The sequence below is a fragment of the Anaerococcus obesiensis ph10 genome (assembly GCF_000311745.1).
Classification (GTDB): domain Bacteria; phylum Bacillota; class Clostridia; order Tissierellales; family Peptoniphilaceae; genus Anaerococcus; species Anaerococcus vaginalis.
In genome coordinates this window covers 216,754-236,550 of the sequence record NZ_HE978531.1, presented here as the reverse complement: position 1 = coordinate 236,550, position 19,797 = coordinate 216,754, and the positions used below count along the sequence as shown (strand labels likewise).

Sequence of the window (19,797 nt, the reverse complement as noted above, 5' to 3'; positions counted from 1 at the left end):
ATTAATATGTGGTTTGCTTCTTTCAAATTGTGCTTTACTCATTATTTCCTCCTAAATATTATAAGCTTACTATACCATAAATTTCATAAATTTACTACAATTACTCATATTATACCGTTTTTTTTGAATAATTTAAAATTATTTGCAAAAATATTTTTTCTGTGGTATATTACATTATGTGCCACTTTAGCTCAGTCGGTAGAGCGCATCCATGGTAAGGATGAGGTCCTCAGTTCGATCCTGGGAAGTGGCTCCATTTTTTTGCCCATTTTTTGGATTTTCATTATTTAATTTGATTATAATTATATATTTTTTTATATCTTGATAACCACAAACATTGTTTTTCCCTGTTACATAAATTTAACTTTCCTAGCATTTTTCTATTTAATCCGAACTAATATTTCTAAATCTTGTTTGTATTTCATTTATAAACTTATTTTTTATACTTTTTATATTATGATAAGCTTTTTTAATATTCTTACAATAACTTACGTATTTACAATTTCTTTAACTTATTTTTTTCTACTACCAGAATTTCCTCCATAATTTAAAGTTCTAATGCTTAACTGTCCCTTAAAGTTTAACGTCATTAAAGCTTGGACAATAAAAAATCGCACGATTAATTTTAAATATTTACTTGTAAATTTTATGCTATAATTAAATTGCCCTCATTGAAAGGGGGTGATGCCCATGAGGGAATTTTTGTTGACGATTTTGTCATCACTAATATTACCTTTGTTAAAAGATATAATTTTAGAATTTCTAAAAAAATATCATAACAAAGATAAAAGTAAAAAAGAGTAGTTACCGCTACTCTTTTTTTTGATACCCTTTTAGGGAATTTTTGTATTCACTAATATCACAAAGTTTGAAAGCTTTGTGGCTTTTTTGATGGATAAGAGGTCGCTTCTCTTAATAAGATTATATACCAGCTTAAACATTTATTCAAGCTTATTAATATTTAATCCAATTCTAATCTTTAAATTTTTCTCTAAACCATCTTTCGTTTCTTATACTTACTACAATAACAGATATAAATCATATTATAATTAATAATCCTGATATTAAATAAGGAGCAAATACAGCCACCAAAACCAAGATATATAACCTAAAGCCTTTAATATTATTAATGTTATTTATAATAAAGTTATCATTTATTCTACTTTTTATCAATTAAAAAAGCACATCCAAACTCGAATGTGCTTTAAACATAGGTGGGACTGCCTCCTCTCCCACATTTCTATAAAATAGCGTTATCGGCAGATTTCTTAACCTCTATGATTAACTTCATTATACTAATTCTTTTGCAATTTCCAAAAAGTTTTTCTTGTTTTCATCATAAATAAAATCTACATCAAAAATACTTTCTAAATATTTTGCTAAGTTATCAATATCTTTTTCCTTTTTTATAAAACTCTTAATTTGATTTATCTCGGCGTTATACTCATCCTTTGGAGCAAAGGGGAATAGAGAATACGGATCCCATTCCTTTATAATATTATCTATCTTCATCACTTATCATCTCCAAATAACTTTTTTACAATATTTTTCATATTATCATCAAAATCTTTTTCACTGCGTGTTGTTATAAATTTACCATCTTTTCGCAATATTACAACACCTTTTGGAGATACATAAGCATATTTTTCATTTGTAATTTGCTCCACACTTTTTCCATTATTAATAATATCTTCAACTAATGTTTTACTAATATTTCTAGATTCATTTTTTCAAATGCATGAATTGATGATAATTCCCAATCAACATCTAAATCATCAATATCAAATACATTTCCAAATTTACCCAAGTCAATTTCATCATCAAAATAAGCAACAGTTGTACACCTACACCTAGGATTCCATAAAGGTATATTATCTCCCTCAATTGTTTCTGATATTTTCACAATATCCCCATTATAAAGACTACAATGCCTGCAAGCTGTAGGCACGGTCATTATTTCTAAATACTCATAACCACCGTCTTTGTATGCTTCAATTTGCGTTTGAATCCATATCCTACCGCTTTCTGTATAAGCTAATCTTTCAGTAGCATTGGTAATATTTTTAATATCCTTACTTACTAACTTACTAAATCCCTAAGTTTTTTTGCAAACTCTCTCGGATTTTTGCCCTGTATTACAACGGATTCAATATTTCTTTCAATTCTTCTTGATAATTCTTTCGTATCTCGCCAAACTCTATCGGAAAAGTGGGCGTTGTGATAATCTTGACTTACAATAAATCTCGCCCTTCTTTCTATTCCTGTTTTATTTATATTAAGTCCCAAGATACTCGCTTGGCGTTTGTACTCATTAATAGAGCCTTTTATCAAACAGCTATATTTTTTTATTTTTTTATAATAATTTCTAAAAAATTATAGCTGTTTACTTTTAATACCACATTATTTTGCAATCTTTTATTTCTTTTTTTCCTTTAATCATATCTCTCAATGCATTTAAAGCTTCCGTAGCATATGGATAACCGCCGTATTCTTTTTCATCTGTAGGGCTTAATTTTATTTTATAATCAGCTAAATCCGCACAATTTACTGATACCTTACCAAACTCATTCCAATCTTCTGGATAATAATCAGCACATATCCAATTATTTATTTTTTTAATATTTTTTAACATTAACATTCTTATTCCTCTTTCTCCTAACTATCCTTTAGAATCTCTTAATAAGTTTTAAAATTCTTAAAACTTATTTATAATATGTTTTTAATTAATATTAGAATTTTATTTATAAATAAACTCAATTTATTATTTTTTTCTTCTTAGTTTATTTTATAAATTATTTAAATCCAAATATATAAAAAATCAAGCCATAAATTTACAGCTTGATTTTTATTTTTATTGATTTATTAAATTTAATTTTCTAAGCAAGGTCATAAAAGCTGATAAGAGGACTGCTACTACTGATGCTAGTACCATGCCTTGTAATTGGATTGAGCCAAATTTTATTGATAATCCTGAAAGTCCTGCTATAAATATTGTTGATGTTAGGATTAAATTTATTGATTTTGAATAATCTACTTTTTGGTCTACTAATAATCTTATTCCGCTTGTTCCTATCATTCCGTATAACAAGAAGGTTACTCCTCCTATTACATCTCCTGGTATTGTTTGGATTAATGCTGCTAATGGTCCTACAAATGCCATTAATATTGAAATAATTGCTGCTGCTCCTATTACTTGGACTGAATATACTCCTGTTATTGCCATAACTCCTATATTTTCTCCATAAGTTGTTGTTGGAACTCCTCCAACTAATCCTGAAAGGGCTGATGAGAAGTTATCTGCAAATATTGACCTGTGTAGTCCTGGATCTTCTAATAAATTTCTTCCTATAATATTACTTGTTACAACTTGGTGGGAGATGTGTTCGCTTGTTATTACTAATATTACTGGTAGCATTGATAAAATTGCTTCTATCGAAAATTTTGGTGCTGAAAAGTTTGGTAGGGTAAATAATTTTGCTTCTAATACTGGTGTAAAATCTACCATTCCAAAGAAAACTGAACAAATATATCCTACTACTATTGCTATTAGGATTGGAATTGTTGATAAAAATCCTTTGAATGATACTGAACCGATTATGGCTGTAAAAAGTGTAATTCCAAATATTATAAAATCTTTATAATTTGCAGTATCTGTCATCAAGTTTGCTCCGATTGAACCGCCTGTTACTGTATTTCCTGCAAGCTCAAAGCCTATTAGGGCAACGACTGAACCCATGGCTGCTGGTGGCAATACTACATCTATCCATCCTATTCCAAATTTATAAATTATATATGCCAAAAAACATCCTAGAGTTCCAACCACAATAAAAGCACCTTGCGCATATTGAAATCCTTGACTTGCAATAATAGCTGTTCCTGGTGCTAAAAATGCAAATGATGATCCCAAATAAGCAGGTGCTTTCTTTTTGGTAATTAATATAAATAATAATGTTCCGATACCATTCATAAAAAGTACTATTCCTGGATTTATTTTAAATAAAATAGGGACTAAGACACTAGCTCCAAACATTGCGAATGTGTGTTGGATTGAAAGTGGTAACAATAATTTAAATGGTAACTTATCTTCTACGTGGTAAATTTTTTTAGAATTTTTCATAATGCCTCCTTGTTTACATCAAAAAATATATTAGCAAAAAATGTAAAAATTGTCAATTTTTTTTGTAATTATTAATTTTGTAATTTTTAAAGATTTTAAGCAATATAAAAGACTCAGCAAAAACTGAGTCTTATTTTATGTATATATCTTATTCTGCTGGTGAGATTGCTTCTACTGGACATACAGCTGCACATGATCCACAATCGATGCAAGCATCTTCGTCGATTTCGTAAGCTGCGTCTCCTTGTTCAATTGCTTGAACTGGACATTCACCTTCGCATGATCCACATGATATACATGTATTTTCATCTATTCTATAAGCCATAATTTTACCTCCTAATTTGTTATATTAATATTATATTAGTTAAATTAACTAATGTCAAATGATAGTAAATCTCAAGATTTTCTTATTTTTATCAATTATTTGTCAACTATTCTTCTTATATCCTTTGGGCAATAAGATTTTTCGATTTCTGTATCATCTTCTTCTATTCTTACTCTGATTTTGCATTTTTCTTTTACATAGTTGTTTTCTACAACAACGCCAATTCCATCTTCTGTTTGAATTTTTTCGCCTACTTTTGGCATAGATTTTTTTGCTATTTTGTAGCTTTCATTTTCGTAAGATAAACAGCACATTAGCCTTCCACACAAACCAGAAATTTTATTTGGATCTAGGGTTATATCTTGTTCTTTTGCCATTTTTATTGATAAGGGTTGAAAATCGCTCAAAAATCTTGCACAACAACATTTTTGTCCACAAATTCCTACACTTGAAACCAATTTTGCATGGTCTCTTACTCCGATTTGTCTAAGTTCAATTCTATTTCTATAAATTGATGCAAGTTCTTTTACAAGTTTTCTAAAATCCACTCTATTATTTGATGAAAAATAAATGAGTAATTTTTTTCTATCGAAAGTAAATTCTGCTTCAATGGCATGAAGATTAAGTCCAAGATTGTCTGCCTTTTCTTGGCATATTTCTACAGCCTCAAGGGCATCTTTTCTATTTATTTCTTCTTCAACTAGATCCTCTTTGCTGGCTTTTCTAATAATTTCATTTAGTTCACGGTCAAAATCGCTTTTATTTATTTCTTTAATTGGCGTTTTAACTATTCCCATTTCAAGACATGAATTAGAATCAACTATGACCTTATCTCCAATGTGTAAATCAAAATCTAGTGGATTAAAATAATATATTTTTCCTGCTTTTTTAAAGCTTATCCCTACTACTTTCAATATTTCTCCCCTCTCTATATATAAAAATAAGGAAATTTTCAACTGCCATGTCGAAATTTGCATTATTTTTAAATCCTTTTGTTATTTGTTCGGCTTTTCTTATTATCCTATCAATAGAATCAAAAGGTAAATTTTCTATTTTTCTAAAGTAAAATAAAACTTTCTTGTTCTCTTTTGCATTATTCTTGTAATATTTTAATTTTATCAAATTATTGAAAAAATTTAAAATTTCTACAAATAATTCTTCCTTATAATCTTTTGCCTTTGAAAAGAAATCTTTATTTTTGTAATAAAAAGAAAAATTTCCAGAAATTATTTCACTTAATATATAGGATAGTTTTTCCCTATCTACAAATTCATTTTCTATTTGACTTTTAAAACTTATGATTTGACATCTTGATCTTATGGTTTTTAAAAGACTATAAGCATTATTAGTTGTAAAAATTAAAATTATATAATCTTTTGACTCTTCTATGCTTTTTAAAAGAGCATTTGAACTTTCAATGCTCAAATTTTCGCTATCTTTAATTATATATATTTTAATTTTTCCATTTGTAGGCCTAAGATACATATCTTTTATCAAAAGTCTAATGGTTTTTATGCTTATATTTTTTTCATTGTCATCTTTTTTTATTATTTCAAAATCAGGATTTTCTTCAAGCTTGGTACTTATACCAAAATTATTAAAAACGCTCTTAGAAAATTCCAATGCCTTATCTAGATTATAAGAAGAATTTTTTGATTCAAAGATATAGGCATTGGAAAGTTTATCATTTTTTATTTGATTTTCTAAAATTTCTATCATTTCAGATTCTTATATATTGGTCAACATCCAAAATAAATACAGTAGCTCCACCAACATTCACATCAACTGGTGCGCTTGTTGCCAAAAGTGGAGAATCTGCTGTCGGATTAATTACTGATGATTGAGTTGTTCTTTTTTTACAATTATCTTCAATAATTTGTTTTACTTCATCAAGATTTTCCTCTTCAATACCAATAAGAAGAGTAGTATTTCCTTCTCTCAAAAACCCACCAGTTGTTGCAAGCTTTGTTACCCTATATCTTTTGTCTGTCAAAGAATCCATCAAAAAATTTGCATCCGCATCTTGAACTATAGCTATTAAAAGTTTCATTTTTTCTCCTTTAAATATGTTTTTATAGTAGCCAAACAATTATCTACAACCGTATCTATACTTTTGTTAGCATCAATTGAAATAATTTCATCCTTAAATCTTTTGGATAATTCTATATAGCCATCATAAGTTTTTTTGTGAAAAGAATCATCTTCATTTTCCAAACGATCAGAAATGAAATTTTTCCTTTTTCTATCAATGGCAGTTTTATAATCAATATTCAAAAACAAAGTTAAATCCGCCCTAATTTCTCCAATGGCAAAATCATTAATATTTTTAACTTCGTCTACACCAAGACCTCTTCCAATTCCTTGATAAAGCATAGAGCTAAGAACAAATCTATCACAAAGAATTATAGAACCCTTCTCCAACAAAGGTCTAAGCTTCTCCCCTACCAATTGAGCCCTACTTGCTGCATACAACAAGGCCTCACACCTTGGATTCATTTCTATATTTTCATTATCCAAAATAATTTCTCTAATTTTTTCTGAAATATCAGTTCCACCAGGTTCCCTAAACTTATATATATCATACCCATCTTCCAAAAGCTTATTATAAACTTTTTCCAAGACAGTAGTTTTTCCAGAACCATCAGGACCTTCAAATACAATTAATAATCCATTCATAATATTATTATATCAAATACTTCAAACATTTAATAGTTTTATAAAACATTCCTTGATTAAAAAAATTTTATAAATTTAAAAACAAAATTCGTAAAAAAATTTTAAATTTTTTAAAAAATTCTAATAGAAAAATTTAAAATCAAAAATAATTTTTTGCAAAAAAAAGACCAGTAAAGGTCTTTGTTTCTTAGACTTATTCTTCGTCTTCTTTTTCTTCAGTTTCATTAACAGTTGGTACGTCAGCTGCTGATTCGCCTTCGCTATCTTCATCAACAACAACTTCTTCTTGAGGTTCTTGAAGTGAACAAACAACTTCATCAGCTTCAAGTAAAATATTGATATTTTCATCTTTTGCAATATCAAAATCAGCTACTGTGAATGAATCCCCAATTTGCATATCAGTAACTTCCAATTCTGCATATTGTGGAATATACATTGGTAAACATTCAACTTCAACTGTATCAATATTTTGAACCAATACAGAAGGTTCAACCCTAATGTCATCTCTTCCATTTAAGTAAACTGGAACAGAAACTCTGATAGCTTCCTTAGCATTGATTGCTTGGAAATCTACATGGAAAAATTGAGATTTAAATGGGTGCATTTGATAATCTTTAATAAGTACCGGTACCTTTTCTCCGTCAATATCTAAGTCAATAATTGTAGTTGTACCTGCTTGAGACAATACTTTTTCAAAATCTCTAGAAGTAAATTGTACATTTATATTTTCTTTATCTTTAGCATATACAACACCTGGTACAATAGCTTGTTGTCTAAGTTTATTAACTTTATTTTTTCCGACAGCTTCTCTTTTTTCTGAATTTAAAACTATATCTGCCATTGCTTCCTCCTTATTTTCTAACTTTCATACTGATTAATTATACCTTATTTAAAAGCATTTGACAATAATAATCTAATTATTTAAAATTTCTCCTACAAAATAAAAAAAATGGGTATATTAATATAGAAACAATTATACATTTTAGGAGGTATAAATGACAGAAAGAAAGAAAAAATTCGGTGAAGAAGAAATCACAGTAATAGGCGAAGAACTAAAAGTAGGAGATAGCGCTCCAAACTTTAAGGCAATAAATAACGACTTGTCAGAATATGATTTTTATAAAGAAGAAGAAGGAAAAATAAAAATTATATCAGTAGTACCATCACTTGATACATCAGTTTGCGAAATACAAACAACAAAATTCAACAAGGCTGCAGCTGATATAAGCCCAGATGTTTCAATCGTAACAATATCAAACGACCTTCCATTTGCCCAAGCAAGATTTTGCTCAGCAAAAGGAATAGATCAAGTAAAAACAGTATCAGATTACAATTTCTTAGATTTTGCAGACAAATACGCAACACTAATCAAAGAATTAAAACTACAAAACAGAGCAGTTTTCGTTGTAGATAAAGAAAACAAATTAGTTCACGTAGAATACCTAGAACAAAACACAGAATTGCCTGATTATAAAGCTGCCCTAGAAGCCGCAAAAAAATTAGTATAAAAATAAAATCTTTAAAATCACAAAAATAGCTAGAGAAATCTAGCTATTTTTTATCTAAAATAAAAAAGCAAACTCAAAATTGAATTTGCCTTTAAAAATAAATTTACAATTATCTAATTACAAAAAATTATTTTATACTCTTAATCTAAAAATTTAAAATAAAATTATGCATACCTACATTAAAATCCTATGCAATTTATTTAATTAGAAAATTTTTTATAGTATTTAATAGTTGAAAATCTTCTTCTCATATAATTAAGGAATCTCTTAAAATTTTTGTCATTCTCATACCAAGTTGTAAAAACATAGCCTTTTTTTAACATTTTTAAAGCCAAGTCTTTATCTTTTCTATTAACATATTTTTTCAAAACTGATGGATCAACATACAACCATAATCCATTTTCATATTCATAATAGCATGGTTCATCTTTATTAAAAATTAAATCATCTACAAGATATTTAATAAAATTATTATTGGCTGCATTCATATAAAAACTTGACCTGCCTTGTCTTATATTTATTTCAAATACCTTATACTTTCCATCTCTCTTATCATATTTTAAATCAAAATTTGCATAACCAATATAAGAAATTTCTTCCAAAAATTTCTTATATTGCTTATATATATTGTCATCTCCCATTGTTACCAAAGCATTATAATTACCAATATTTAAAGGTAAGACTTCATCTAACAAACATTTACCAAGGCTCATCATTTTTACTTGTGAACTTGTATTTACATAAGCATTTAAAACATACATATCTGAACTATCTCCTGGAATAAAATCTTGTGCTATCATTTTTCCAGTATATCCAGCATTATAAATTTGATTTAAAATTTTCACTAATTCTTCATTATTGTAAATTTTATAAGCTTTTTTCTTACCCTCAAAATGAGTATTATAAAATTCAATTGAATCATTTGCCTTTAATGCTATAGGATAAGACAATTCTAATTCAATTTTTTTAATTGATTCATCTGTGTTATCATTTGTAATAACTGTATCAGGATAATCTAGACCATATTTTTCGCAAATTTCATAAAAATCAATTTTATTTTCCAATTTCTCTTGCATATATTTATCAACGTAATTAAATAGATAATAATCTTTTAATTTTTCTTTATTATTAACAAGCAAAGATGAATAACCATCGGAACAAGAAATCAGAATCAATTCATAATCTTTATATTTTTTCTTTAATTTTATCAGCTCTTCTACAAAAACATTATCGTCTTCAAAATTTTCATTTGTATGTACTTCACATATGTTAGAATCTCTTGTGTCTCTTAAATTTTTTATTCCCATACAAATAGATTTTATTCCATAAAGCTCATGGGCACTTCTTGCAACACCATAAGCATTTAAATCTGTACCCAAAATTACTAATTTAAATTTTTTCATATACTTCGCCTTTTATTAAATTTTTGCCATTTTAAATCACTTTATAATTATACCATAAAGAAAAATAAATGCTTTTCAACTATATAAAAGACTCTCTAATAACGATAAGGTTGTAATAGAACCTACTCCATTTTTGCAAGTAACAATTTTTATATCTAAATCTTTTATATATTCATAATCAACATCGCCATACATATTTCCATCTACAAAACTTACTCCTGCATCAATTATTATTTGTCCATTTCTAAAATAATCTTTATTATAAAAATTTGCTTTTCCAATTGCAGATATAAATATATCACAATTCTTAATTTTTTCTTTTTGATTTTTTGTTTTTGAATTAAAGAGTGTTACTGAAGCTTTTTTATAATTTAAATACATAGCTAATGGTTTTCCAATAATATTAGTTGAATTAGCTATTATTATATCCTTTCCCTCCAAGTCCAAATTCATATAATTAATAAATTTTATAATAGATTTTACTGTTTGTGGTAAATTCTCAAATTTTTTATTCATTATTTTTCCTAAAGAATCATACTTAAAGCCATCTAAATCATTAAAAGGAATATTTTCTCTTAAATAATCTAAATCTGTCGACTCTAAGAGAGGTTGGAGAACTATAAAACCATCAATATTTTTTAAATTATTACAATAATTTATTATATCTAAATGATTATCTTCTTTACTAAATTCTTTATCAATATAATCAATATTAAATTCATTACATCTTCTTATAATTGCATTTTTATATTGATTTACAGCTAAATCATTATTTTGAGATATTATTAATAAGCTTTTCTTTTTATTGCAATATTTTATATTTTTTAATATATCATTTTTTATTTCATTTGACTTAATAATCTTCATAATTTAATCCTAAAAAAACACCCCTAAGGGTGTTTTTAATTTATTTAATTAAAATATTCTTCTTGCTCCTGCAAATACTCTTTGACTCCATGAATTATAGATATTTCCAATTTGAACTCCAACTCCTGGACTTACTGCATGAACATAATTACCATTATAATCAACAATCATTCCTACATGGTCAATAGATCCACTTTGATTAAAGAATACAAGATCTCCTGGTTGCAAATTATTGATACCTACTGAATATCCATTAGAAAATTGTGCAGCAGAATTTCTATTTAAATTAACTCCAATTTGTTTATAAGCATAATAAACTAAACCTGAACAATCAAATCCACTTGGAGATGCTCCTCCCCACACGTAAGGATAACCAACAAATTGTCTAGCAATATTTGCAGCAGCTTGTCCACTTGCTGAAGCTTGAGGTGTTTGTGTTGCAGTTTGTTGTCCTATTGAATTATTGTTTGTTTTATTATTTTCTACAACTTGTTGTGGTTTAGCAACTTCTTTGCTTGAAAGTAGATTTGCACTTATATATCCAGTTCTTCCATTATAGTTTACTTTCAACCATCCATTAGCTAATTGTCCACTAACTTTATCTCCCATAGTATAAGAGCCTATTATACTGTATGATGTTGATGCACCTGATCTAACATTTAATGCAGCTGTATTTACCCAACCTGTATAAGCTTGAGATTGAACTGTATTTTCTTGTTTTGCTGGTGTATTGTTTTCTTGTTTTTTCTCAACAACTGGTTTTTTAACTTCTGTATTTGATAAACAGTTTGCAGATACATAAGCAACTTGTCCATTATAACTGATTTTTAACCAACCATTTTGAAGTGTTCCTGAAACTTTATCTCCAGTTGACAATGATCCAATAATACTAGAACCTGTTCCTGCTCCACTTCTTACATTTAATGCACTAACATTTACCCATCCAGTATAACTTGTTGCTTGGCTAGCTTGTGCTTTTTTAGCTTCTTCAGCTTTTCTTGCTTCTTCGGCCTTTTTAGCTTCCTCAGCTTTTCTTGCTTCTTCGGCCTTTTTAGCTTCCTCAGCTTTTCTTGCTTCTTCAGCTTTTTTAGCTTCCTCAGCTTTTCTTGCCTCTTCTTGGGCTATTAAATCTTCTTGGTTAGTATCTTCTACAGCTTGATCAGATAAAAAGTCTAATTTTATGTATCCTTTATCAGTTTTTAACCAACCATCTTCAACTTGTCCACTTACTTTAGTATTTTTATTTAATATGTCTATTACGTTATTTTCTTGATCATTTTTTGAAGACCTAACATTTAATGATTCTACAGCTACAAACTTTTCAACTACAGGGCTTTGTTCTAAAGCTTGTTCAACTGTATTTTGATTTTTATTTTGATCTTCTTCTTTATTTTCTTGAATTTTTTCATCTACAGCTTTAACTATAGCATCTTCACTTGATGATTCAAAAAGTGTAGGATCAGCCAAATTTCTTGTTTTAGATATTTTTGCATCTTTTTTTGTCTCTGTTTTTTCTGCAAATTTAGTATTTTTAACTTCGTTAGAATAATCTTTTTTTACAGAATTAACTTTGGATGCATATTCTTTTTCAATATAAGATACATTATTTTCTAATACCTTTTTTGATTGATCTTCTTTATCTAAATTATTAATCGTAGAAGCATAAGCAGAAGCACCTATTGTAACTGCGGCTAACACTCCTATTGTCGATCCTATATTTTTCTTACTCATTGTTTCCTCCGTTTAAAATTTGTTTTTTTTATCTGTTATGAAATCTAGAATAATAATATAACTTTTTAACAAAATAGTCAATAATAAGTTACAAAAAAATTACACTTTTTGACATATTTTTTATATTTATTTGTGAAAACACTTGTATAAACCCAATTTATTTAAAATATTTGAAAAATAATTTTTATTTCGTAACTTTTTTTATATTTTTTTCTTATTTGTTACAATTTATTTTTAAATTTTTCAATAAAAAAACTACCCTTTTAAATTAGGATAGTTAAATTTAATAAAAATAGAGTAAATCTATAAGCCGTGTTCTGTTAAAAATAATCATCTATCTAGGCTAATTGTTGCCAATTAGCTCAAGCGAACTACCATACTGGACCGTTTCGAGTAGAAATCCTATTGTCCCTTTTGTTCTTGCACCGGATGGGGTTTACACAGCATAATTATCACTAATTATCTGGTGAGCTCTTACCTCACCGTTCCACCCTTACCAAAAATTTTGGCGGTATACTTTCTTTTGCACTTGCCTGAAGGTCACCCTTACTAGACGTTATCTAGCATCCTTACTCTGTGGTGCACGGACTTTCCTCGTCATTGACGCGATTATTCAATTTACTCCGTTATTTATTTTATCATAATTTTTGTATTTGTAAAGATTATATAAATTCTCTATATGAATCTTTTTTTGCACAAGTGTATATTCCCGTTGCAAAATTTTTTTCTAATAAATCTTTTATCATATAAATAATATGATTTTCGCTTGCGAAATGTCCTGGATCGACTATATTTATTTTTTTACAATTATCTATGGCCTCATGATATTTTACATCACTTGTTACAATAAGATCACAGTCTTTTTTAATTGCATCACTTATAAAATCACTGCCGGCTCCTCCACAAAGAGCAACTTTTTTTATTTTTTTATTTTTATCTCCATAAAGTATAAGTCCTTTGCAATTTAATTTTTCTTTTACAAATTTAGAAAAATCATAAGCTGTTATTTCATCTGTATATCCAAATCTTGCCATAGGATTTTCATTATTTGTATCTAAATTTGAAATATCTTTAAGCTCTAAAAGTTTTGCCAAATTATCATTCACTCCGCCTTTACCTATATCAAGATTGGTATGCATGGCAAAAACTGTAATATCATTTTTAATTAAATCTTTAATAATCTTTCCCTTTTCTTCGTTTAAGTCTATTGATTTAATTGAAGAAAATAAAAATGGATGATGATTTATAATCAAATTACAAGATTTCTCTTTTGCTTTTTGTATTGTTTGTTCGTCAAGATCCAAAGAAATCATTATATTTGTTAAGTCATTTTCAATATTTCCAATTTGAAGTCCAGAATTATCCCACTCTTCTTGTAGTGAAAGCGGAAATCTTTCTTCCAAAAATTTAATTATATCTTTTATCTTCATAATTTTTAACCTCTTCTATTGCTTGTAATCTTTCTTCAATAAGGTCTAATCCTTGTTTATTGTCTGAAAATTTTTCTATATTTTCTTTAAATTTTATATTTTTCTTATAAATTTGCTCAAGTCTTTTCATTAATAATGGATTGAAATCTTTGTAGATAAATTTACCAAAATAAATTTCTCCCAAAGAAAGTTTTCTATCTTTTCCATTTTTAAATCTAATAATATCGTAGTGTTTTCTTCCATCTTTAATAAGAAAATCCTTGTCAATAAAAAAACTATTTTCATTTAAAAATTTTCTTAACTTTTCATTGCCAATATTTCCCTCACAAATTACATAATCAAGTTTTCTTATCTTTTCTATATTATTAGAAATAATTTCAATTATAGTAACTGCACCCATTCCTGCAATTATGGCTATTTGATTGTCTTTTATTTCTATATCATTTAGTCCGTCACAAACTTTTGTTTCTATTATTTTTTTTAAATTATCATCTAGCTTTTCTTCTAGTTTTTGAAGGCTTTTTTTTGAAATATCTGTTGCAAGAATTTCTTTTGATATTTCATTTTTTGCTAAATATAAAGGGACTAATCCGTGATCAGTCCCAATATCAATTACTTTTTTACCTTCATCAACTAGCTTTGCTATTTTTTCTAGTCGTTTAGTAATTTTCATTCTATAAAAAGTCTTTCAATAATTCACTCTTATTAGGCGATTTTAATTTTCTTAACGCCTTTGCTTCTATTTGTCTAATTCTCTCGCGAGTTACATCAAATTCTTTTCCAACTTCTTCTAATGTTCTTGGAGTTCCATCTATAAGTCCAAATCTTAATTGTAAAACTCTTTTTTCTCTTGCTCCAAGACAAGATAAAACATCATTTAGTTGATCTCTTAGCATTGAATAGTTTGCTGCATCATCAGGATTTATGGCTGTATCATCTTCTATAAAATCTCCCAAATGGCTGTCTTCTTCTTCGCCGATTGGTGTTTCCAAACTAACAGGTTCTTGAGCAATTTTTCTTATCTCTTGAACTTTTTCAACTTCAATTCCCATTTGCTCAGCAATCTCTTCGTTTGATGGATCACGTCCTAAATCTTGAACTAATTGTCTTTGAATTCTAACTAATTTATTTATTGTTTCAACCATGTGAACAGGAATTCTAATTGTCCTAGCTTGGTCGGCAATAGCACGAGTTATAGCTTGTCTTATCCACCAAGTTGCATAAGTGGAAAATTTAAATCCTCTGTTGTAATCATACTTATCAACTGCTTTCATAAGTCCCATATTTCCTTCTTGAATCAAATCCAAAAAGCTCATTCCACGACCTACATATTTTTTTGCAATTGATACAACAAGCCTTAAATTTGTCTCTGCTAATTTTTGTTTTGCCCTATTTGCATCAAATATTGCCCTATTCAATCTTTTTACATCGTCTGCATCAAATCCTTGATCTTCAAAAATTTTCTTGCACAGATTTTTGGTTTTTGTAAATCTTTCCAAATCTTTTATACTTGATTCTGAAAGCGGCTTATATTCATAAACTTGCCTGGCTTTGTTTGAAAAATTTATTAAATCGTTAATTATCAGCCTATCATTGGTTTTTAAAATTTCATTTTCAGCTCCCTTTTTGTAAAGGTCTGAAAAAGCTAAATAAATTAGTGAAACTATATCGTCAGATTCTTTTGTTGCAACTAATTTTCCAAAATTATCAAATAAATCACACAAAATATTTGCTTCTTTTTCACTTAATTCTTTGTCAGCTATAGATTTTTGTGCAATATTGCAAATTAATATTTTAGATTTTATTGCTTCCAATTGTTCATCTGTTAATTCTTGATTTAACATATTTTCAAATTGATTTCCAATTTCAATCAATGACTCAAGATTTGTTTTTGTTTCATCATCAAATTCTTTATTTTCTAAAATCGATTGATTTGCACCAAGTATAGTTAATGAAAGGTCTCCATAAAATATGTCTAAAGCAAGTTTTACTTTATTTTGTTTGGTAAGTTTTTTTGCCACTTTTACTCCTGAACGCAATATCTCCCAGCTCCATTTTTTTTGCCAAAAATATTTCTTCGTGAGCATCTAATAGCTTAACTTTTCCAATTTCTTTTAAATACATTTTTACAGGGTCATCCAACTTTATACCAGTGATAGCTTCATCTTGTATAAACTTTTTTTCTAACTTTTGCTTGTTAGAAGCTTTTTTCATGTGATCTTCAAGTTTTTCATCTGAAAAATCTTCATCGTCATCATTATCAAGATCTTCTCTGATTTCTTCGTCATCTTCATCTTCGTCCAAAACAGTTCTTTGTTCTTCAACAATCTCTATTCCATTGGATATAATTTGGCCTATAACATATTTTTTGCTTTCATCTTCCATTTCTTTAAAGGTCTCAAAAGTGTAAACTTGTTTGTAAGTTACAACTCCATCTTGAGATTCACTAATAGATTTAAATTCATCTATTATTTCCCTTAGAAGATCATCTTCTAGCATCTTTTCGTTATCACTAGTCATAAGTCTCCCCTCCAGCTTTGAAGTGATTAGTCTCTATTTCTTAACTTTTTTAAAAGTTTTTTCTATTTTCTAAATTTATTTTTTCTATTAATTCATTTCCTACAATCTTATTGGACTTATCTTTGATGTAATCTATAATAAATTGGTAGTCATTTGAAAAATTTTCGCTTATTTTATCAAAACCATTTTTGTCAATATATTGTTTTATTTCAAGCAATTTTTCATCCACTATTACTTGATCAAAAAAATCTTTATTTTTATCATACTCATCTTTTTGATTAAGATATAATCTTAACGTTTCAAGCTCATTTGTGGAAACAGAATATTTTTTTCTTTCAATAATTGTGCTTTGATTGGTGTTAAAATTTTTAAAATCATTTTTATTATAAAAACTATCTTTATTTTGATTTTTGTAAGTCTTTTTGTAGTTATCATTATACTTTAAGACAGATTCTTTTAAAGTAGATTTATCTATATCAAAAAGTTTGCTTACATTATTTATAAAAATTTCTCTAGTAAGATCTGATTTTATTGAAGATAAAAATTCTATAAATAAATTTAATTTTTCAAATTTTTCATTGTCCTTACTCTCTGCATATAAGTCGAGAATTTTATTATACTTGTAATTGTAAACATCACTAGCCTCATCCATCTTTTTTATAAAAGCATCTCTGCCATATTTTTTTACAAAATCATCTGGGTCAAGACCTTTTTCAAGGCTAATTATATTTGGTTTTATTCCTTCATCTAATAAAATTTCGATTGCCCTATCTGTAGCTTTTATTCCAGCATTATCTTCGTCGTAGCAAATATAAACATTTTTTGCATATCTTTTTAAAAGTTTTGCCTGATCGCTTGTAAGTGATGTTCCAAGACTTGCCACAGCTTGGTCAATACCTTGATTATTTAAACCAATTACATCCATATATCCTTCAACCAAGATAATATCTTTATTAGATTGTTTTTTGAAAATATTTAAACCATAGAGGTTGTATCTTTTTTTGAAAACTTGGCTTTCTGGTGAATTTAAATATTTTGGCATAGTAGAATCAATACTTCTTCCACCAAATCCAATAACTTTTCCATAGTGATTTATAATTGGAAAAATCAATCTATTTCTGTACTTATCATAATATTTTCCATTTTGAGATTTTTTAATTAAACCCAAATTTTCAATATCATCCAAAAGATAATCTTTCTTTTTTACATAAGATAATAAATCATCCCAAGAATTTTTAGCAAAACCAAGCATAAAAGTATTTACAATATTTGACCTAAATCCTCTGTTTTTCAAATAAATTTGACAAGCCTTATCAGTCAACAAATTTTTGTAAAAATACATCATTATATCTTTATTAATATCGTAATATCTATTTAAAATTTTATTTTCTTTAGAAGATTTTGTATCATCAAGTTTTATACCAGCTTTTTTAGCCAAATATTTCATAGAATCAATGTAGGAAAGTCCTTCTTTGTGCATAATAAAAGAAACAACATCTCCACCTTCGCCACAACCGAAGCAATGAAATAATTGTTTCCTGTCATCAACTGTAAAGGATGGTGTCTTTTCGTTGTGAAAAGGACACAAACCCTTATAAGAGTTTCCAGATTTTTTTAAATCTACATAATCTCCAATAATTGCTACAATATCTGAATTTTCTAAAATTTCGTTTTTCTTTTCATCAGATATAAACACCATAAAACCACCTCTTGATATAAAAGCTATTATACTTTTGTAATTTTTTTATTCAATAAATTAAAATAAAATAAAAAATAAGAATCCTAGATAAATTAGGATTCTTATTTGAAAATTTTTTTAATTATTTTTTCTTGACCTTTTGAATATGGTGGATATTTTATTTTTATATCAATATTGTTCGACCTAATCATTATAGATTTTCTGTTTGAAAAATTCATAAAACCAAATTTCCCATGATAACCACCCATTCCACTTTCTCCAACTCCTCCAAATTCTAAATTAGGATTTGTCAAATGCATTATCGTATCATTTATACAAACTCCACCAGATGATAAATCATAAGTTAGTCTATCAATATGTTCTTTATCTTCACTAAAAATATACATTGAAAGAGGCTTATCCATAAATTTTAATTTTTCTATAATTTTAAAAATATCATTGTATTCTATTACTGGAAGAATTGGTCCAAAAATTTCTTCTTGCATAATTTTATTTGAAAAATCTACATTATCAATTATTGTAGGCTCAATTTTTAAAGTTTTTGAATTATACAAACCACCTGTGTAAATATTTTGACCTTCCATCAGATTAATGAGTCTTTCAAAAGAATTTTTGTCAATTATTCTTGGATAATCAGGATTTTCCAATGCTCTATCGCCATAAAATTCTAATATTGTTTGTTTCATCAATCTTAAAAGTTCTTTTTTAACATCTTTATGAACCAACAAATAATCTGGTGCTACACAAGTTTGTCCGCTGTTTAAAAGCTTTCCCCAAATAATTCTTTTTGCGGCAAATTTTAAATTTGCACTTTCATCAACTATGCAAGGAGATTTGCCACCAAGCTCAAGCGTAACTTTTGTCAAATTTTCACTTGCTTTTTTCATAATTATTTTTCCAACTTTTTGAGAGCCAGTAAAAAATATATGGTCGTATTTGTAAGATAAAAGTTCATCATGACTTACTTTTTCATTATCAACGCAATAAATAAACGCCCTATCAAAACTTTCATCCAATAATTTTTTTATTATTTTTGATGTATAAGAAGATTTTTTTGAAGTTTTTAAAATTACAGTATTACCACTTGAAATTGCATTTACAATTGGATTTATTGCAAGCAAAAACGGATAATTCCATGGAGAAATAACTAGAGTTACACCCAAAGGTTCATATCTTGTAAAAGATTTTGCAGGCATTGCCTCCATATTTGTAATCTCTCTTGTATCTTTCATCCAATTTGATAAATTTTTTAAAGAAAAATCAATTTCTGCATAGGCACTTGCAATTTCTGAAATATAAGATTCTGTGCTTGATTTATTTAAATCCATTTTTAAGGCATAAATAATTTCTTCCTTATACTTATCAATAGATTTTTTTAAAGTTATTAAAGCTTTTTTTCTAAAATCTTCTGTATTGGTTAAGCCAGTTTTAAAAAATATTTTTTGTTCATTTATAATTTTTTCTAATTCTTTCATATCTTACCTCGCTTATTTTACCTATACCCAATTTCAAACAATAAAA

The 19,797-nt window shown here is 27.4% G+C and carries 20 protein-coding genes, 1 tRNA gene, 1 other RNA gene and 1 pseudogene; 2 read left to right on the top strand and 21 right to left on the bottom strand.

Annotated elements, in window-relative coordinates; genetic code table 11:
- Positions 1–180: 180 nt before the first annotated feature.
- Positions 181–256: transfer RNA gene (locus tag HGAG_RS01230), tRNA-Thr, on the top strand.
- A 1,034-nt stretch (positions 257–1,290) separates the two neighbouring features.
- On the opposite strand, the gene HGAG_RS01220 is transcribed toward HGAG_RS01230, so the two are convergent.
- The 12 genes from HGAG_RS01220 to HGAG_RS01165 form a co-directional block, all read right to left on the bottom strand.
- A complete protein-coding gene (locus HGAG_RS01220; RefSeq protein ID WP_019117566.1) occupies positions 1,291–1,512 on the bottom strand; it encodes a DUF1871 family protein in 222 nt (73 codons plus the stop codon).
- On the bottom strand, positions 1,512–1,667 hold the full coding sequence (locus HGAG_RS11395; protein ID WP_019117565.1) for a hypothetical protein: 156 nt from the start codon (positions 1,665–1,667) through the stop codon (positions 1,512–1,514). The genes HGAG_RS01220 and HGAG_RS11395 overlap by 1 nt, the downstream gene beginning before the upstream one ends.
- Before the next feature lie 29 nt (positions 1,668–1,696).
- Positions 1,697–2,068 carry a minor capsid protein gene (locus tag HGAG_RS11180; RefSeq protein WP_083857210.1) on the bottom strand — a complete coding sequence of 124 codons (372 nt, stop codon included), beginning with the start codon at positions 2,066–2,068 and terminating at the stop codon, positions 1,697–1,699.
- Positions 2,069–2,079: 11 nt separating this feature from the next.
- Positions 2,080–2,331, bottom strand: coding sequence for a hypothetical protein (locus tag HGAG_RS01205; RefSeq protein ID WP_154645827.1), 252 nt, complete (start codon positions 2,329–2,331; stop codon positions 2,080–2,082).
- Positions 2,332–2,389: 58 nt separating this feature from the next.
- A complete protein-coding gene (locus tag HGAG_RS01200) occupies positions 2,390–2,638 on the bottom strand; it encodes a hypothetical protein (protein ID WP_019117562.1) in 249 nt (82 codons plus the stop codon).
- Between the two features lie 213 nt (positions 2,639–2,851).
- Positions 2,852–4,117 (bottom strand): uracil permease, encoded by a 1,266-nt coding sequence (gene uraA / locus HGAG_RS01195; RefSeq protein WP_019117561.1) that lies wholly within the window; start codon positions 4,115–4,117, stop codon positions 2,852–2,854.
- Positions 4,118–4,265: 148 nt separating this feature from the next.
- Positions 4,266–4,442, bottom strand: a complete 177-nt coding sequence (locus HGAG_RS01190; RefSeq protein WP_004813856.1) for an indolepyruvate ferredoxin oxidoreductase subunit alpha — start codon at positions 4,440–4,442, stop codon at positions 4,266–4,268.
- A gap of 95 nt (positions 4,443–4,537) precedes the next feature.
- Positions 4,538–5,356: a PSP1 domain-containing protein gene (locus HGAG_RS01185; RefSeq protein ID WP_019117560.1), complete on the bottom strand. Its 819-nt coding sequence runs from the start codon at positions 5,354–5,356 to the stop codon at positions 4,538–4,540.
- Positions 5,331–6,161, bottom strand: coding sequence for a DNA polymerase III subunit delta' (locus HGAG_RS01180; RefSeq protein WP_019117559.1), 831 nt, complete (start codon positions 6,159–6,161; stop codon positions 5,331–5,333). Before HGAG_RS01180 ends, HGAG_RS01185 begins: the two co-directional genes overlap by 26 nt.
- 1 nt (position 6,162) lies before the next feature.
- Positions 6,163–6,492 carry a cyclic-di-AMP receptor gene (locus tag HGAG_RS01175; RefSeq protein ID WP_004838952.1) on the bottom strand — a complete coding sequence of 110 codons (330 nt, stop codon included), beginning with the start codon at positions 6,490–6,492 and terminating at the stop codon, positions 6,163–6,165.
- The gene (gene tmk, locus HGAG_RS01170) at positions 6,489–7,118 is read right to left on the bottom strand and encodes a dTMP kinase (protein WP_004838953.1); all 630 of its coding nucleotides are present in this window, start codon (positions 7,116–7,118) and stop codon (positions 6,489–6,491) included. The genes HGAG_RS01175 and tmk overlap by 4 nt, the downstream gene beginning before the upstream one ends.
- A gap of 193 nt (positions 7,119–7,311) precedes the next feature.
- Complete coding sequence (locus HGAG_RS01165; RefSeq protein ID WP_019117558.1) at positions 7,312–7,959, bottom strand: 50S ribosomal protein L25; 648 nt, start codon at positions 7,957–7,959, stop codon at positions 7,312–7,314.
- Positions 7,960–8,113: 154 nt separating this feature from the next.
- Between HGAG_RS01165 and tpx the strand changes: the two genes are divergently transcribed.
- Positions 8,114–8,626, top strand: a complete 513-nt coding sequence (gene tpx, locus HGAG_RS01160; RefSeq protein ID WP_004838955.1) for a thiol peroxidase — start codon at positions 8,114–8,116, stop codon at positions 8,624–8,626.
- 200 nt (positions 8,627–8,826) lie between these two features.
- On the opposite strand, the gene HGAG_RS01155 is transcribed toward tpx, so the two are convergent.
- From HGAG_RS01155 to HGAG_RS01115, 9 genes and pseudogenes are all read right to left on the bottom strand, one after another.
- The gene (locus HGAG_RS01155; RefSeq protein ID WP_019117557.1) at positions 8,827–10,029 is read right to left on the bottom strand and encodes a carboxylate--amine ligase; all 1,203 of its coding nucleotides are present in this window, start codon (positions 10,027–10,029) and stop codon (positions 8,827–8,829) included.
- A gap of 75 nt (positions 10,030–10,104) precedes the next feature.
- Positions 10,105–10,896: a bifunctional 5,10-methylenetetrahydrofolate dehydrogenase/5,10-methenyltetrahydrofolate cyclohydrolase gene (locus HGAG_RS01150; RefSeq protein WP_019117556.1), complete on the bottom strand. Its 792-nt coding sequence runs from the start codon at positions 10,894–10,896 to the stop codon at positions 10,105–10,107.
- A gap of 48 nt (positions 10,897–10,944) precedes the next feature.
- Positions 10,945–12,627, bottom strand: coding sequence for a C40 family peptidase (locus HGAG_RS01145; protein WP_019117555.1), 1,683 nt, complete (start codon positions 12,625–12,627; stop codon positions 10,945–10,947).
- A 290-nt stretch (positions 12,628–12,917) separates the two neighbouring features.
- An RNA gene (gene rnpB, locus HGAG_RS11130) (RNase P RNA component class A) lies at positions 12,918–13,252 on the bottom strand.
- A 37-nt stretch (positions 13,253–13,289) separates the two neighbouring features.
- A complete protein-coding gene (locus HGAG_RS01140; RefSeq protein WP_019117554.1) occupies positions 13,290–14,057 on the bottom strand; it encodes a Nif3-like dinuclear metal center hexameric protein in 768 nt (255 codons plus the stop codon).
- Entirely contained in the window at positions 14,035–14,730 is a 696-nt protein-coding gene (locus HGAG_RS01135) for a tRNA (adenine(22)-N(1))-methyltransferase (protein WP_019117553.1), read from the bottom strand. The genes HGAG_RS01140 and HGAG_RS01135 overlap by 23 nt, the downstream gene beginning before the upstream one ends.
- 1 nt (position 14,731) lies before the next feature.
- Positions 14,732–16,577: pseudogene (rpoD, locus tag HGAG_RS01130) on the bottom strand (RNA polymerase sigma factor RpoD).
- A gap of 49 nt (positions 16,578–16,626) precedes the next feature.
- Positions 16,627–18,276, bottom strand: coding sequence for a DNA primase (gene dnaG, locus HGAG_RS10355; RefSeq protein WP_019117552.1), 1,650 nt, complete (start codon positions 18,274–18,276; stop codon positions 16,627–16,629).
- A 101-nt stretch (positions 18,277–18,377) separates the two neighbouring features.
- Entirely contained in the window at positions 18,378–19,751 is a 1,374-nt protein-coding gene (locus HGAG_RS01115; RefSeq protein ID WP_019117551.1) for an aldehyde dehydrogenase family protein, read from the bottom strand.
- Between the last annotated feature and the right edge of the window lie 46 nt (positions 19,752–19,797).

What these genes read in the sequence shown, in the direction of transcription:
- HGAG_RS01220 (WP_019117566.1), bottom strand. Translation starts at nt 1,512, where the DNA reads ATGAAGATAGATAATATTATAAAGGAATGGGATCCGTATTCTCTATTC.
- HGAG_RS01200 (WP_019117562.1), bottom strand. Translation starts at nt 2,638, where the DNA reads ATGTTAATGTTAAAAAATATTAAAAAAATAAATAATTGGATATGTGCT.
- uraA (WP_019117561.1), bottom strand. Translation starts at nt 4,117, where the DNA reads ATGAAAAATTCTAAAAAAATTTACCACGTAGAAGATAAGTTACCATTT.
- HGAG_RS01190 (WP_004813856.1), bottom strand. Translation starts at nt 4,442, where the DNA reads ATGGCTTATAGAATAGATGAAAATACATGTATATCATGTGGATCATGC.
- HGAG_RS01180 (WP_019117559.1), bottom strand. Translation starts at nt 6,161, where the DNA reads ATGATAGAAATTTTAGAAAATCAAATAAAAAATGATAAACTTTCCAAT.
- HGAG_RS01175 (WP_004838952.1), bottom strand. Translation starts at nt 6,492, where the DNA reads ATGAAACTTTTAATAGCTATAGTTCAAGATGCGGATGCAAATTTTTTG.
- tmk (WP_004838953.1), bottom strand. Translation starts at nt 7,118, where the DNA reads ATGAATGGATTATTAATTGTATTTGAAGGTCCTGATGGTTCTGGAAAA.
- HGAG_RS01165 (WP_019117558.1), bottom strand. Translation starts at nt 7,959, where the DNA reads ATGGCAGATATAGTTTTAAATTCAGAAAAAAGAGAAGCTGTCGGAAAA.
- tpx (WP_004838955.1), top strand. Translation starts at nt 8,114, where the DNA reads ATGACAGAAAGAAAGAAAAAATTCGGTGAAGAAGAAATCACAGTAATA.
- HGAG_RS01155 (WP_019117557.1), bottom strand. Translation starts at nt 10,029, where the DNA reads ATGAAAAAATTTAAATTAGTAATTTTGGGTACAGATTTAAATGCTTAT.
- HGAG_RS01150 (WP_019117556.1), bottom strand. Translation starts at nt 10,896, where the DNA reads ATGAAGATTATTAAGTCAAATGAAATAAAAAATGATATATTAAAAAAT.
- HGAG_RS01145 (WP_019117555.1), bottom strand. Translation starts at nt 12,627, where the DNA reads ATGAGTAAGAAAAATATAGGATCGACAATAGGAGTGTTAGCCGCAGTT.
- HGAG_RS01140 (WP_019117554.1), bottom strand. Translation starts at nt 14,057, where the DNA reads ATGAAGATAAAAGATATAATTAAATTTTTGGAAGAAAGATTTCCGCTT.
- HGAG_RS01135 (WP_019117553.1), bottom strand. Translation starts at nt 14,730, where the DNA reads ATGAAAATTACTAAACGACTAGAAAAAATAGCAAAGCTAGTTGATGAA.
- dnaG (WP_019117552.1), bottom strand. Translation starts at nt 18,276, where the DNA reads ATGGTGTTTATATCTGATGAAAAGAAAAACGAAATTTTAGAAAATTCA.
- HGAG_RS01115 (WP_019117551.1), bottom strand. Translation starts at nt 19,751, where the DNA reads ATGAAAGAATTAGAAAAAATTATAAATGAACAAAAAATATTTTTTAAA.